Source organism: Chloroflexota bacterium (assembly GCA_015478725.1).
Lineage (GTDB): Bacteria > Chloroflexota > Limnocylindria > Limnocylindrales > CSP1-4 > C-114.
The window spans coordinates 12,985-26,727 of sequence record JADMIG010000015.1 but is presented as its reverse complement, the minus strand read 5'-3'; the positions used below and the strand labels follow the sequence as shown (position 1 = coordinate 26,727).

Sequence of the window (13,743 nt, the reverse complement as noted above, 5' to 3'; positions counted from 1 at the left end):
CACCACGGAGAGACGACCACTTGGCGGAGATCGGCAGCGTCCTCGGCGGACGATATCGGCTCATGGAGCTCCTGGGCCAAGGCGGGATGGCGACGATCTACCGCGCGCACGACTCCCAGCTCGACCGGGATGTCGCGGTGAAGGTCCTCCGGCCCGAGTACGGTCGCGACCCGGATTTCGGCGTTCGCTTCCGCCACGAGGCACAGGCGGCCGCGTCGCTCAACGATCCGAACATCGTGTCCGTCTACGACTTCGGCCAGGACGAGCACGGCCCGTACATCGTCATGGAGCTCGTCGACGGCGAGGATCTCGCGACGATCATCCGGCGCAACGGGCCGCTCGGCGTCCGGCAGGCGGCGCGTCTCACGGCCGAGGTCGCACGGGCCCTTTCCGCCGCCCATGCCCGGGGCATCGTCCACCGCGACGTGAAGCCCGGCAACATCCTCGTCGCGACGGACGGCCGGGTGAAGGTCACCGACTTCGGGATCGCCCGCGCGATCGCCGAGGCCCAGATGACGCTGCCCGGCCTGACCCTGGGCTCGGTCCACTACTTCAGTCCCGAGCAGGCGCGCGGCGAGCAGACGACCGCGGCGTCGGACATCTTCTCGCTCGGCATCGTCCTCTACGAAGCCCTCACCGGCCGTCGCCCATTCGAGGGCGACGGTGCGGCGGCGATCGCGGTGGCCCGACTCCAGGGCCCCACGCCGGATCCGTCGGCCGTCATGTCCGGCATCCCGGCGTCGATCGCCGCGCTGGACCGACGTGCGCTCGAACGTGATCCCGCGGACCGCTTCCCGTCCGCGGCGGCGATGGCCGACGCGCTCGAGGCCTTCCTCGCGGGATCGGCGGCGCCGATCGCCGCAGCCGCATCGGCGGTCACGTCGGACTCGCCGACGGTGGTCTTGCCGGTCGCGCTCGCCCGCCCGCTCGCCGGCCCGCTCGTGTCGCCTCCCGGTGCCACGGCGTCCCGGAGCCCGCGAGGTGGGCCGGCCGCGATCGTCGATGACGACCCGGACGATGACGATCGTCGTGGCGGGCCATGGCCGTGGGTCGCCGGGCTCCTCGGCCTCGCGGTCCTCGCGCTCGTGGCGTTCATCGTGTTCCGCGTCCTCAGTGCGACACCGGCGGTCACGACGTCGCAGGTGACCGTCCCCCAGTTCACCGGCGAGCTGTTCGACACCGCGAACGGCCAGGCGATCGCCCTCGGCCTGAGTCTCGTGAGGAACAGGACGGATTCGACGAGCAACCAGCCGCCGAACACGATCCTGTCCCAGGACATTCCGATCGGCACCGTCGTCGCGAAGGGCCAGGTCGTCAACGTGACGATCGCGGCGCCCGGCGCGACCGTCGCCGTCCCCGATCTTCGAGCCCAACCGGAATCCGCCGCCCTCCAGGCGATCGTCGCGGACAATCTCACCGTCGGGACGCGGTCGGTGGTATCGGACACCATCATCCCGGCCGGCTCGGTGGTCAGTCAGGACCCACGCGCGGGGATCCAGGTGTCGCGAGGGACGAGCGTCAACTACGTCGTCTCGACCGGGCCAGCGACGAGCCCAGCGCCGAGTCCGAGTGAATCGCCGACGCCGACGATCCCACCGTCACCCACACCGACGACGGCCCCCACGCCTCCGCCGACCGCCACCCCGCAGCCGACGCCCACCTTCGGGACGGTCGGGAACTACAGCTGCAAGACATTCGCGGAGGCGTCCGCGGCGATATCGGCGGACGGATACACGCTCGGTTCGTTCTCCGGACCTCCATCCGGCAAGGTCGTCGCCCAGACGCCGGCCGCGGGGTCGAGCGAGCCGCCCGGAATGTCCATCGGCCTCACTTTCGAGGATCCGCCGACGTCGATCAGCTGCCCCTGATCCCGATCATCGACCGGCAGGCCGTGGGGCCGCCCCTCAGAGATCCGGGTCCGCGAAGAGCCGGGCTTCGATCGGGATCGGGATCGGGAGACCGGCGCCGCTGGGGCCCGGCCACGGATCCGGGGCCTCGGGATCCTCGAGCGCGCCGGCGCGGAGCCCGGGTTCCCAGCACGCCCGGACCTCGTCTCCCCGGAGTGGCGTCCGGGCTCGATCGAGTCCGCAATAGCCGAGGTTGGCGGCGACGGCGTCCCGGAAATGGCGGCAGGTGGCGCAGCTGGTGCTGGATCGATGACACACCCAGCAGCGCGCCGTCTCTGCCTGTGGGGTCTCGCAGTGGGGGCAGCGCCACATCGGCATGCCGCGATGGTAGCTGCGACCCCCGCGGCTGTCCAACGCAACGGCACCGCAACGGTCCGCCGTCCCGTGGCGGAGCGGACCTCGCCTCGCCCGGCCCTACTGGGCCGTGTTGACGACGATCGTCTTCTGGATGTGCCCGAACGTCGTGTCGGCCGCGACCGTGATCGTGCCCTGCTTGCCGACTCCGAGATCGGCTGCGTGCGGCGCGACGGCCGAGACGACGCTGGCCGCGCCCTTGGCATCCGTCGTCCGGACCTGGATGTCCGGCGGGACGCCGGCGAGGGTGACCGTGAACGTCAGGGCCTGGGACGCGATCGGCGCGCCATCCGGATCCGTGAGGACGGCGGTGAAGGTGAGATTCGCGCCCTTCGCCGAGCTGAACGTGTAGAGCGTGGAGGTGAGGGACACGGTGAGCTTGCCGGAGCCGCGAACGAGCGTGAGGGACGCGGTCGTCACGTTCGACGCGGGATCCGTGACGGTCAGCGTCACGACGTTGTTGCCCGGCGTGATCGCCACGGTGACGGTGAAGTTCCCGGCTCCGTCCGCGGTCGTGGAGACGGAGGTGTGATTGTTCGCGTTCTGGGCAAGGACACTGCTGGCGGCCTGCGTCTTGCCGACGATCGCGACGGACGTGCCGTTGACCGTCGTGCCGTCCTGCGGGCTGACGATCGTCACCTTCGGCTTGGCGGTGTCGAGCACATACGTCACCGGACCGGACGCGGCGCTCTCCCCGCCCGGGCCGACGATCGTCGCGGTGAAGACATTGCTGCCCTTGGACAGGGTCACCCCGGCGATCGTGAACGTCGCCGTCGCCGGGATCGCGATCTGGTCGCGGACGAGTGCCGGCTTCTTGCCCTGGAGGGTGTCGTAGAGCGAGATGGTGTAGCCGCTCGAGCCGAGGATTCCCAGCGGGACGGTGCCGCTGACATTGACCGTCGGGGTGTTCGTGTAGGAGTTCGACGGGGCGACGAGTGTCGGAGCACCGGCGATCGGGCCGGCCGACGGCACCACCGACGGCGACGGACCGCTGCTCGCGAGGATGTTCGACATCGCCGAGCCGAGACCCCCCACGAGCTTGCCGATCTGGCCGGTCGCGCTGTAGAGGATGACGCCGCCGAGAGCGATGACCGCGACGGCCAGGAGGAGCCGGGCGACAAGGGGAAGTCCGGAACCGCGCTCGACGCGTTTGTGCGGGGATACGCGGTATGGCGATGAGCCACGGGGGACCACCTTCGGCGACGACGGTCGCCCGGTCGACGGCGGACGAGGCCGGACCTGGGAGGGGCGCGAGCTGCGACGGTCGCTCATCGGCGGCCATTGTCGCACCTCCCGAACGGGCCGGCCCGGACGGTCGATCTCTGGCCACCCTGGTGTCGGGCGGCACCGGACTTCTGTCGGATGGGACCGGCGCGATGTACTCTGCAGCCGTCGCGCGTGCCGTCTTCCACGCGCATTCGCACGAGGACGGGAGTGCAGGCACGCGAACCCAGGCCCGAACGGTCGTCTCGTCCGGTGGGTCGACCCGGCTTCGGCGTCGGGCCCATCGCCCGTGTCTCCGCCGGACCCACGTCGGCCACGCCCATGGACCCGATCGCACCGGACGGCGTCCCGGATGGCGCCGCTCGAGTGGCGCCCGGGCGCGCGGGCGCCCGATCGACCGACCGGGTCCGGCTGCCCGGGTACCCACCGCTCCCCGTGATGCCGCGCGGCGGGTTCGGGCTGCCGAACCTCCGACGGAACGTCTGCCCACATTTCTACATGACCGGATCGCGCGGCGCGATCCCGATCCAGGCACCGCATCTCCTCAAGGCGCTCATCCGGCAGGATGCGAACGTGTCGCGCTGCCAGCTCCGCGGCGGCGTCCACATGGAGCAGGGCTTCGTCAACGACGTGTGCCTCACGCCACGCTTCAACCAGTGTGTCTTCTACGAGGACGACCTCTCGGACGAGTGAGCGCCCCCCGGCGATGACGGTCCTCAGCTATGCGGAGGCCGTGCGCGCGCTCGGGGAGCGCGGACGCTTCGGGATCCACCTCGGACTCGGCCGGACGCGGGCCATCCTTCGCGAGCTCGACGATCCGCAGCGAGCGTTCCGCGGCGCGCTCGTCGCCGGCACGAACGGCAAGGGCAGCGTGCTTGCGCTCGCCGGCTCCGCCCTTCGCGCCGCCGGTCAGCGGGTGGGATCCACCCCGAAACCGCACCTCGTGAGCTATCGAGAACGACTCGAGATCGATGGCGTCCCGGTGGAGCCGGCGACATTCGCGCGCCTCATCGCCGAGGTCGACGCCGTCGCCGCCCGCGTCGCCCGCCGATATGGCGAACCGACGGAGTTCGAACTCCTCACCGCCGCGATCTTCCGATGGTTCGCGGAGGAGCGGGTGGACCTCGCTCTCGTCGAGGTGGGCCTCGGGGGGCGCCTCGACGCGACGCACGCCTGGGACGGCGGCGTGGCGGTCGTGACGAACGTCGACCTCGACCACATGGATCGGCTTGGGCCCACGATCCGTCACATCGCCCGCGAGAAGGCGGCGATCGTCGAGCGTGGTGACCGAGCGGTGACCGGCGCGGTCGGAGATGCACTGGAGGTCATCCGGCGCCGGGCCCGGCGGCTCGGCGTGCCACTCCACGAGGTGGCCCCCGCGCCGCTCATCGGATGGGACCGCGACGGGATCGTCGTCGAGCTCGTCGGGCTCGGCACGACGCGGATCGGGCTCCGCGGTCGTCACCAGGCGGCGAACGCGGCGGTCGCCGACGCGACGCTCGACGCCCTCGAGGCGGCCGGCATCGCGACGGTGCCGGAGGCCGCCCGGCGCGCCGGCTATGCGGCTGCGCGTTGGCCCGGTCGGCTCGAGATCGTCGAGGTGGAGGGCCGCGACGTCGTCCTCGACGGTGCGCACAATCCCGCGGGCGCCGCGGCTCTCGCGACGGCACTCGACGATCTCCGCCCGTTCCTCACCGGCGGCGACGAACCGCCCGATCGGCGGCCGCCGCTCGCGATCGTCATGGCGGCCATGGCGGACAAGGACGTCGCCGGGATCGCCGCCGCGCTCGCCCGGGCCGAGTCCATGCGCGACGCACGCGTCATCTGCACGACCCTCGAGGTTCCCCGGGCGATGGGAGCGGAGCGCCTGGCCGCGATCTGGGCGGCCGTGCCTGGCGATCGATCGATCGTCGTCGAGCCGGACGCGCGGTCTGCGCTCGACCGCGCCCTCGTCGCGGCGCGCGGTCCGGTCGTGGTCGCCGGCTCGCTCTATCTTGTCGGGGCGGTGCGCGCCAGACTGGTCGACGACCCGCAGCTCCACGACCCGCAGGAGAGCGCCGGATGACCCACCGATCGAGCGCCGCCTCCGGCATCACCGGACGGGCGGACCGGCCGCTTCCCTCCGTGACGATCGGCGGCCGCCGTTTCGACTGGGGCGAGCGGACGTACGTCATGGGCATCCTCAACGTCACGCCGGATTCGTTCTCCGGAGACGGGCTCCTCGCGGGGATGCCGACTCGCGCCCCGCGGCCGGACGAGGCGGCGGTCGTCGAGCGAGCGCTCGAGACGGTGCGGCGGATGGTCGCCGAAGGGGCGGACTTCCTCGACGTGGGCGGCGAGTCGACGCGGCCGGGCCATGCGATGGTCGACGAGGCCGAGGAACGTCGGCGGGTCGTCCCGGTCGTTGCCGCGATCCATGATGCGTTCCCGGACCTGCCGTTGAGCGTCGACACGACGAAGCCATCCGTCGCGGCCGCGGCGCTCGACGCCGGCGCCTCGCTCCTCAACGATGTCTGGGGCGTCGCGCCCGAGGGCGCGCTCGGGCGCCTCGCGGCCGAGCGCGGCGTGCCGATCGTGCTCATGCACAACCGAGCCGAGGCGCGCTACGCGAACCTCATCGTCGAGATCCTCGCCGAGCTCGAGGCCGCCGTCGAGCGGACCGTCGCGGCGGGCGTCCCGGTCGAGTCGATCCTCGTCGACCCGGGCTTCGGCTTCGGCAAGACACCGCACCACAACATCGCCCTCCTCGCCGATCTCGATCGGCTGTGCCTCCTCGGTCGGCCCGTCCTCCTCGGGACCTCGAGGAAGTCGACCCTCGGCAAGGTCCTCGATCTCCCGGTGGACGAACGGCTCGAGGCCACCCTCGCGACGACGGCCCTCGCGGTCCGGGCCGGCGTCGACATCGTCCGCGTCCACGACGTCGGGCCGAACGTCCGGGCAGCCCGGATGGCCGACGCGGTCGTCCGTGGCTGGCGGACGGCCGGCCCGGAGGATCGATGAGCGACCGGATCGTCCTCCACGACATGCGGTTCCTCGGCCGCCACGGCGTCCACGAACGGGAGCAGATCCAGGCGCAGCCGTTCGCCGTCGACGTCGAGCTCGTCGTCAACCTCCAGCCGGCTGGCGTCGAGGACGACCTTCGCCGGACGATCGACTACGGGGCTGTGTTCGAGGTCTGCCGTCAGATCGTCGAATCGACGAGCTTCCGCCTCATCGAGGCGCTCGCCGAGGCACTCGCCCACGAGATCCTCGCCGAGTTCCCGATCGGCGAGGTCGGGATCCGGGTCCGCAAGCTCGAGCCGCCGATCGAGGGCACGCTCGCCTGGGCCGGGGTGGAGATATGGCGACGGCGGTCCGGAAAGGACCGCCGTCCGAGCTGACCGCCGAGAGGCGGATCGGGAGCCCTCGACTCAGAGGTTCGCCGGTCGGGTCCCGAGCGTCACCTGGACCTTCATCGTCGTGCCGTTGCGGTAGACCTCGACCGTCACCGTGCGCCCGGGGGCGAACTGGGTGATGACGGCGTCGAGCGGGTGGAGGCTGTCGATCGCCTGGCCTTCGATGCTCGTGATGATGTCGCCGTCCCTGATGCCGGCCTTGTCCGCCGGGCTGCCGGCGACGACGCCCGGGGTCGTCTGACCGTTGGCGTCCTGGCCGCCGCTGACGAGCGCGCCGTGACCGATCGGGAGCTTGTTCGACTGGACGAGGGCCGGCGTTATCGGCTCGTACCGGATGCCGATCCACGGCCTGGCGAGCGCCTCACCGGCGAGCGCCTGCTGGAGGAGCGGCTTGGCGATGTTGATCGGGATCGCGAAGCCGATCCCCTGGGCGTTCGTGGCCTCCGCCGTGTCGATGCCGATGACGTTGCCGGCCGCATCGAGCAGCGGCCCGCCGCTGTTGCCGGGGTTGATCGCGGTGTCCGTCTGGATGAGATTGTTGAGCGTGCCGCTCTGGACGGTGATCGAGCGGCCGAGTGCCGACACGATGCCGCTCGTGACGGTGTTCGTGTACGTTCCGAGCGGGCTGCCGATGGCGATCGCGAGCTGGCCCACCTTGAGGGAGCTCGAGTCGCCCATCGTCGCGACGGGAAGCCCGGTCGCGTCGATCTTCACGATGGCGAGGTCCGTGAGCGTGTCGACGCCGTAGATCTTGCCAGGGAACGTCCGCCCGTCGGGGAGCGCCACGACGAGCTTGTCCGAGCCGGCGACGACATGGTGATTCGTGAGGATCCAGCCGTGCGAGTCGAAGATGATCCCTGAGCCGACGCCGGTCTGGGGGAGCGCGCCGAGTGTGTTCGGGTTGATGCCCGCGGTCGAGGTGATCTGGACGACCGCCGGCCCGGCCTTCGCGGCGGCAGCGACGATGGCCGACGAACCGTCGTAGCCTCCCGTCGGCGTCGTCGCTGCCGGTGTCGTGGTCGCGCCGGTGGTCTGCCCGGTGGCCGCGATGGTCGTCACCGGCCGGTCGAGGGCGCCGCTCGCATCGAGGGCGAGGTACGTGCCGCCGGACGCCAGGACGGCGGCCCCGATGGCCGCGGCGAGGACGACGCCGATCGATCCGCCGCCGTGGGCCGTGGACCTCGCCGGGACCGTGGCGATCGGCGCCGGGGCCGGTTCGAACCAGGAGCCGGGGGTGGGGCCCGGGATGGACGCGGCCCGGGCGGTCCGCTCCCAGTCCGTCGTGGGGTGTGGGGCCGGGGAGAAGCTCGTCGCGGGGTTCGGCACCCAGGCCGCGGCCGGGTTCGGTGCCGTCGCCGGGTTCGGCGTGGCCGGGTTCGGCGTGGCGGTCGTGGACTCGTCGCTCGCGGGCGACCATGCCGGGGACCAGGTGGGTGGTGCGGGCGCCGCCGGGTCGACCGGTGTGGACCCGGTCGGTGGAAGGTCGGGGTTGGGGGATCGTTGATCGGTCATGCGATGGTCGCCTCGATGATCCGCGGGTGACAGGGTGGACGGCAGTCCGTCATGTGGTCATCAGGGTGACGGCACAGGATTCAGGCCCGGTTCGGGCGCCGGTGAAGAATCCGCCACGTTCGAGTGCGGCGGCGCACCGTCAGCCGGTAGTGTGACCGTGAATGTGGTTCCGCGCCCGATCCGGCTGTCGACGGCGATCCGGCCGCCGTGCATGTCGACGATCGACTTGACGATCGCCAGGCCGAGGCCGCTGCCGCTGCTCCGCGCCTCGTTCTCGCGCGAGCCGCGATAGAAGCGCTCGAAGATCCGCGGCAGCTCGGACGCGTCGATCCCGACGCCGGTATCCGTCACCGCGATCCGGGCCGAGCCGTCGCTCTGGGCGCGGACGGACACCATGACCCGACCGCCCCGCGGGTTGAACTTGATCGCATTCCCGACGAGGTTCGTGACGACCTGGCCGACACGCTGCGGATCGTGCGGGACGAGGACCGGCTCGGCCGGCAGGTCCAGGGAGAGGCCGATGTTCCTTCGCCCGGCCGCCGGTTCGGCCTGCTCGACCGCGGATTCCACGCAAGCGCGGAGGTCCTCCGGGCGGACGTCGAGAAGCGCCAGGCCGGAGTCGAGCTTCGAGAGGTCGAGGAGGTTCTGCGCCAGCCAGTCGAGGCGCTCGAGCTGGGCGCGGCTCGACTCGAGGAACTCATCGCGGGCCGCCGGATCGTCGATGGCGCCCTCGCGGAGCAGCTCGATGAACGTCCGGATCGCCGCGATGGGCGTCCGCAGCTCGTGCGACACATCGGCGAGGAAGTCGCGGCTCCGATCGCGGTCACGACGGATGATGTCGACACTCTCCCCGAGCTGTGCCGCCATCGCGTTGAACTGGCGCGACAGCTCGGCGATCTCCGAGGCACCGGTGAGCGCGAGGGCGGCCGGGACGCGACTCGTGTAGTCGCCCGCGGCGATCGCCCGCGAGGCGTCCGTGAGCCGTCGGATCGGGGCGGTGAAGCGCTGCGCGGCGATCGAGGCGATGACGACGGCGAACCCGAGGGCGAGGAGACCGACGACCGCGAGGAGACCGACGACATTCGCCACGGCGCTCGCCCGGTAGGTGTACGGATCCGAGAGCGTCACCTGGAAGGCGTATTCGTGGATCGTGCCGGCGAGCTCGGGGACCGCCCGGGGCGTCGTGGTGATGGCGTCCGGCGCCTGTCCGGTGCGCGGTTTCGCCGAGCGGAGGATCTGGAAGGTGCCGCCGGTCGCGGGCACCACGTTGACGTGCCCGGCGCTGTCGCGGGTGACCTGGCCCACGGTGACGAGCACGTTCGCCTGGGCGATCCCGTCGGCGAGCAGCTGCTGGTTGCCGGTGTCCGTCAGCGCCCGGGCGACCGCCGGATTGACGACGTTCGTCGGCGACACGACGAGGTCGTCGACGCTCGCCTGGTTGATCGCCACCGCGACGAACGCCTGGACGGTGGCGACGCGGGACTCGAGGTCGACCTGCGTCTGCTGGAAGAAGTAGTCGTCCGTCCGATTGACGACGACGAGCCCGACGATCGTCAGGGTCAGGGCCACGACGGCGACCGCAGCGATCGTCAGTCGCGCCTGGAGCGACCGGGGCGCGATCCGCCGGACGAGCCGTCTAGCGCTCGGCGAAGGCGTAGCCCACACCTCGGACCGTGAGGACGAACGTCGGGACCGCCGGATCGTCCTCGATCTTCTCCCGCAGGTGGCTGATGTGGACGTTGATCGTCTTCTCGTCCTGGTCGAGCGCCTCGTAGTCGCGGAGGAGCTCGAGCAGCTCGGGACGGGTGTACACACGCCCCGGGCGGCTCGCCAGATGGCGGAGGATTTCGAACTCGGTCGGCGTCAGGGCGATGCGCCGCTGGCCGCGCTGGACGCGCCGCCGCTCGAGATCGATGAGCAGGTCGTGATGCCGGATGACGCGTCCGCCGGCGGCGTCGGCAAGGTCGCCGTACGCGCGGCGGAGGAGGGCCTTGATCCGGCTGAGGAGCTCGCGAAGGCCGTACGGTTTCGTGAGGTAGTCGTCCGCGCCGAGCTCGAGGCCGATGACCTTGTCCACCTCGTCGTCGCGGGCCGTGAGGACGAGGACCGGCGCCTTGGACCCGGAGGCCCTGAGCCGGCGCAGGACCTCGAGGCCGTCCATGCCCGGGAGGCGGATGTCGAGGACGACGAGGTCCGGCGCCTGGTTGATCGCGAGGTCGAGTCCCTCCTCGCCGGACCGGGCGAGGGCGACCTGATAGCCCTCCTGCTGGAGGGCGTACTGGATCCCTCGGGCGACGGCGAACTCATCCTCGACGACGAGGATCGTGGCGGACATGGCGGCGATGCTACACCGGCTCGCGGCGGGGGTCGCCCGGCGAGGCTCGGGAGCGGCTCGGGAGCGAGGTCGTCGGGACCGGGAGCGAGGCTGTGGTACCGTGTCCCGGCCACGGGCGCCCGGCGAGCCGCTCCTCGCCGTCGAGTCGCCGCCCATCCGCTCCCGCACCATACGAGGTCCAGCCGAGATGACCACCGCCCGCCCGACCCTCGCCGCGACGCATCGCGACGTCATCGGCAAGAAGGTCGCCCGCCTCCGACGTGCCGGCAGGCTGCCCGCGGTCCTCTACGGGCACGGCGTGGCCTCCGCATCCGTATCGATCGACGCTCACGAGTTCGAGCTCCTTCGGCGGCACGTGGGCGCGACGACGCTCATCGACGTCTCGATCGACGGCCGGAAGGCGCACCCGGCACTCGTCCAGGGCGTCCAGGTGGATCCGGTCCGCCAGCGCCCGCTGCACGTCGACCTGTTCCTCGTCCGGATGACCGAAGAGCTCACCGTGGACGTCCGGGTCACCGTCGTGGGTGAGTCCGAGGCGGTGACGAAGCTCGGCGGGACGCTGAGCCACCTCGATCACCTCCGCGTGCGCGCGCTGCCCGACCATCTGCCCGATCACATCGAGCTGCCGATCGCCGCCCTCGGCGATTTCGACGCGGCGATCCACGTCCGCGACCTCACGATCCCGGCGGATGTGACCCTCGTCACGGACCCGGACGAGGTCGCCGCGCGGGTCCTTCCGCCGCGACTCGAGGAGGAAGTGGCTCCGGTGGCCGAGACGGCCGCCGAAGGCGCGCCTGCGGAGCCCGAGGGCGACGCCGCCGAGGGCGCCACGACCGACTGAGCGCACGCAGCAGGCGCGCGGGACCCATCGCGCCGGGTCTGGCGCGGTTCCGGCGTGATGGAGCCGTTCGGACTGTGGCGAGGTGACGTCCCGCCGATGCCGCGGCGGCGCGATTCGACGACGCTTCGAGGTGGAGCGGACCACAAACCGGCCGCTCCTCATCGAGAGGAGTCCACGACCATGCGCAAGATCCTCGTTGCCTACGACGGTACGGAACCCGCTCGCACCGCGCTCGCGACCGCAGCCGACATGGCTCGCGCGTTCGGCGCCACGATGAGCGTCATCAGCGTCATTCCCGTCCACTCGGGGCGTGTCCCGGTGGACCCCTGGGATGACGCCTCCGTGCACGCACGGGAACTGCTCGAGGCGCGGAAGCTGCTCCGCGAGCAGGGGGTCGAGGCGGAGCTCATCGAGCCCGCCGGCGATCCGGCGCGGACGATCGAGCGGATCGCCGAGGAGGGCGCCTTCGACACGATCGTCGTCGGCAGCCGCGAGCTCGGTTCCCTCGACCGGATCCTTCTCGGGAGTGTGTCCGAGCACGTCGTGAACCACGCCCACGCGACGGTGGTCGTCGCTCGCTGACCCGGTCGCTCGACGGGACGATGGTGGAGGTTGCGGCGCCGACCGCGCCCAGCGAGCGCGTGACGCACGGGCGAGCCGGCGGCGGCGCATATCTCCTCCGGCAGACCCTTACGGAGGAAACTCCCGGTCGGTGCCGTGCCCGAGCGCTGCGCTCGGTGGACCATCGCGGCCCGGATGGTCGGATCGGGCGCATACGTTCATCTCGGATCGATCTGCGCTGAATCCCGCCAGGCGCCGCCCCAGCGACATAGGCGGCCGCTCCGGCTCCGGGGATGATCGTCGCGTAACGGTCCGTCGGGATCGATTGGCGCCGCGGGCTGATGAGATCGGGGGTCCCCGCGGCCCGGCGCTCAGCGCGCGCCCCGACCTCCATGGGGCATGACCCCGATCTCGTGCCGGTCGCTCGAAGGGCGAGGCCCGCTATGCTCCCTGCGTGGCGCCAACCGTGCCGAGGGTCGCGCTCTCCCGCCTGCCGTTCCAGCCACCGCTGGAGCCGATGCTCGCCAAGCCGGCGGGCGCGCTGCCGGTCGACGAGGGCTGGCTCTTCGAGCCGAAATGGGACGGTTTCCGGGCGATCGTGTTCCGCGACGGCGACGACGTGCTCATCCAGAGCCGCGACCTCAAGCCGCTCGACCGCTACTTTCCGGAGCTCGCCGCTCCGCTCCGCGCGGAGCTGCCGGACCGAGCCGTCCTCGACGGAGAGGTCGTGATCGCCGGACCGAACGGCCTCGACTTCGAGGCGCTCCTCCTCCGGATCCACCCGGCCGCCTCGCGGGTCGCCCGGCTCGCGGCGGAGACGCCGGCGAGCTTCGTCGCCTGGGATCTCCTCGCTCTCGACGGTGACGACATGCGTTCGCTACCCCAGGGGGAACGCCGAGGCCGGCTCGACGAAGCGCTGCGCGATGCGGTCGCCCCGATCCATCTGACCCCTGCCACGCGTGACCGGGGGATCGCCACCGACTGGTTCGACCGCTTCGAGGGGGCCGGTCTGGACGGTGTCATCGCGAAACGGCTCGATGCCCCGTATCAGGCCGGACGTCGCGCGATGCTCAAGCTCAAGCATGCACGCACCGCGGACTGCGTCGTCGGCGGCTTCCGGTGGCACGCCAACGGCCCCGGCACGCTCATCGGATCATTGCTCCTCGGACTATTCGACGCCGCGGGAACGCTTCATCACGTCGGCGTCACGTCGTCGTTCACAATGGAGCGACGCGCCGATCTCGTCGAGTTTCTCCACCCGTACCGCACCGACGCGCTCACCGGACATCCGTGGGCCGGTTGGGCCGAATGGGCGGAGGCAGCGGCCGAGAGCGGACAGCGCATCCCCGGTGCGACGAGCCGCTGGAACCGCGGCAAGGACCTGTCCTGGGAGGCGCTCCGCCCGGAGCTCGTCTGTGAGGTCGCCTTCGACCATCTCCAGGGAGACCGGTTCCGCCACGGGGCGACCTTCCGCCGCTGGCGCCCGGATCGCGACCCGGCGTCCTGCCGCTACGATCAGCTCGCCGAGACGCCGGCATTCGAGCTCGCCCGGATCTTTGGATCGGCGACCGGGATCTGACACCGGCCTTCCGGATGGGCTCCAAACGTCTTCCC

General features: G+C 71.5%; 13 protein-coding genes. 8 read left to right on the top strand and 5 right to left on the bottom strand.

The window, feature by feature from the left end:
• Positions 1–20: 20 nt before the first annotated feature.
• On the top strand, positions 21–1,868 hold the full coding sequence (gene pknB, locus IVW53_10295) for a Stk1 family PASTA domain-containing Ser/Thr kinase (protein MBF6605958.1): 1,848 nt from the start codon (positions 21–23) through the stop codon (positions 1,866–1,868).
• Positions 1,869–1,904: 36 nt separating this feature from the next.
• Here pknB and IVW53_10290 read toward each other — a convergent pair whose 3' ends face one another.
• Complete coding sequence (locus IVW53_10290; GenBank protein MBF6605957.1) at positions 1,905–2,225, bottom strand: hypothetical protein; 321 nt, start codon at positions 2,223–2,225, stop codon at positions 1,905–1,907.
• Positions 2,226–2,321: 96 nt separating this feature from the next.
• On the bottom strand, positions 2,322–3,533 hold the full coding sequence (locus tag IVW53_10285) for a hypothetical protein (GenBank protein MBF6605956.1): 1,212 nt from the start codon (positions 3,531–3,533) through the stop codon (positions 2,322–2,324).
• 273 nt (positions 3,534–3,806) lie between these two features.
• Here IVW53_10285 and IVW53_10280 point away from each other — a divergent pair, with 273 nt between their 5' ends.
• Genes IVW53_10280 through folB form a run of 4 tightly spaced genes read left to right on the top strand, consistent with a single transcriptional unit; the run spans position 3,807 to position 6,865 of the window.
• Complete coding sequence (locus tag IVW53_10280) at positions 3,807–4,178, top strand: hypothetical protein (protein ID MBF6605955.1); 372 nt, start codon at positions 3,807–3,809, stop codon at positions 4,176–4,178.
• Positions 4,179–4,191: 13 nt separating this feature from the next.
• Entirely contained in the window at positions 4,192–5,550 is a 1,359-nt protein-coding gene (locus IVW53_10275; GenBank protein ID MBF6605954.1) for a bifunctional folylpolyglutamate synthase/dihydrofolate synthase, read from the top strand.
• The gene (folP, locus tag IVW53_10270; protein MBF6605953.1) at positions 5,547–6,485 is read left to right on the top strand and encodes a dihydropteroate synthase; all 939 of its coding nucleotides are present in this window, start codon (positions 5,547–5,549) and stop codon (positions 6,483–6,485) included. The genes IVW53_10275 and folP overlap by 4 nt, the downstream gene beginning before the upstream one ends.
• Positions 6,482–6,865 (top strand): dihydroneopterin aldolase, encoded by a 384-nt coding sequence (gene folB / locus IVW53_10265; protein MBF6605952.1) that lies wholly within the window; start codon positions 6,482–6,484, stop codon positions 6,863–6,865. Before folP ends, folB begins: the two co-directional genes overlap by 4 nt.
• Before the next feature lie 30 nt (positions 6,866–6,895).
• Here folB and IVW53_10260 read toward each other — a convergent pair whose 3' ends face one another.
• The 3 genes from IVW53_10260 to IVW53_10250 form a co-directional block, all read right to left on the bottom strand.
• A complete protein-coding gene (locus IVW53_10260) occupies positions 6,896–8,392 on the bottom strand; it encodes a trypsin-like peptidase domain-containing protein (protein ID MBF6605951.1) in 1,497 nt (498 codons plus the stop codon).
• A 60-nt stretch (positions 8,393–8,452) separates the two neighbouring features.
• A complete protein-coding gene (locus tag IVW53_10255; GenBank protein ID MBF6605950.1) occupies positions 8,453–9,961 on the bottom strand; it encodes a HAMP domain-containing histidine kinase in 1,509 nt (502 codons plus the stop codon).
• A 67-nt stretch (positions 9,962–10,028) separates the two neighbouring features.
• A complete protein-coding gene (locus tag IVW53_10250; protein ID MBF6605949.1) occupies positions 10,029–10,727 on the bottom strand; it encodes a response regulator transcription factor in 699 nt (232 codons plus the stop codon).
• A gap of 187 nt (positions 10,728–10,914) precedes the next feature.
• Between IVW53_10250 and IVW53_10245 the strand changes: the two genes are divergently transcribed.
• The 3 genes from IVW53_10245 to IVW53_10235 all read left to right on the top strand — a co-directional run bounded on the left by IVW53_10245 (position 10,915) and on the right by IVW53_10235 (position 13,708).
• On the top strand, positions 10,915–11,568 hold the full coding sequence (locus tag IVW53_10245) for a 50S ribosomal protein L25 (GenBank protein MBF6605948.1): 654 nt from the start codon (positions 10,915–10,917) through the stop codon (positions 11,566–11,568).
• Between the two features lie 180 nt (positions 11,569–11,748).
• Positions 11,749–12,150: a universal stress protein gene (locus IVW53_10240; GenBank protein ID MBF6605947.1), complete on the top strand. Its 402-nt coding sequence runs from the start codon at positions 11,749–11,751 to the stop codon at positions 12,148–12,150.
• Positions 12,151–12,646: 496 nt separating this feature from the next.
• Positions 12,647–13,708 carry an ATP-dependent DNA ligase gene (locus tag IVW53_10235; protein ID MBF6605946.1) on the top strand — a complete coding sequence of 354 codons (1,062 nt, stop codon included), beginning with the start codon at positions 12,647–12,649 and terminating at the stop codon, positions 13,706–13,708.
• Positions 13,709–13,743: the final 35 nt, after the last annotated feature.

What these genes read in the sequence shown, in the direction of transcription:
- IVW53_10260 (MBF6605951.1), bottom strand. Translation starts at nt 8,392, where the DNA reads ATGACCGATCAACGATCCCCCAACCCCGACCTTCCACCGACCGGGTCC.
- IVW53_10250 (MBF6605949.1), bottom strand. Translation starts at nt 10,727, where the DNA reads ATGTCCGCCACGATCCTCGTCGTCGAGGATGAGTTCGCCGTCGCCCGA.
- IVW53_10285 (MBF6605956.1), bottom strand. Translation starts at nt 3,533, where the DNA reads ATGAGCGACCGTCGCAGCTCGCGCCCCTCCCAGGTCCGGCCTCGTCCG.
- IVW53_10275 (MBF6605954.1), top strand. Translation starts at nt 4,192, where the DNA reads ATGACGGTCCTCAGCTATGCGGAGGCCGTGCGCGCGCTCGGGGAGCGC.
- IVW53_10235 (MBF6605946.1), top strand. Translation starts at nt 12,647, where the DNA reads ATGCTCGCCAAGCCGGCGGGCGCGCTGCCGGTCGACGAGGGCTGGCTC.
- IVW53_10240 (MBF6605947.1), top strand. Translation starts at nt 11,749, where the DNA reads ATGCGCAAGATCCTCGTTGCCTACGACGGTACGGAACCCGCTCGCACC.
- IVW53_10290 (MBF6605957.1), bottom strand. Translation starts at nt 2,225, where the DNA reads ATGCCGATGTGGCGCTGCCCCCACTGCGAGACCCCACAGGCAGAGACG.
- IVW53_10245 (MBF6605948.1), top strand. Translation starts at nt 10,915, where the DNA reads ATGACCACCGCCCGCCCGACCCTCGCCGCGACGCATCGCGACGTCATC.
- folB (MBF6605952.1), top strand. Translation starts at nt 6,482, where the DNA reads ATGAGCGACCGGATCGTCCTCCACGACATGCGGTTCCTCGGCCGCCAC.
- IVW53_10280 (MBF6605955.1), top strand. Translation starts at nt 3,807, where the DNA reads ATGGACCCGATCGCACCGGACGGCGTCCCGGATGGCGCCGCTCGAGTG.
- folP (MBF6605953.1), top strand. Translation starts at nt 5,547, where the DNA reads ATGACCCACCGATCGAGCGCCGCCTCCGGCATCACCGGACGGGCGGAC.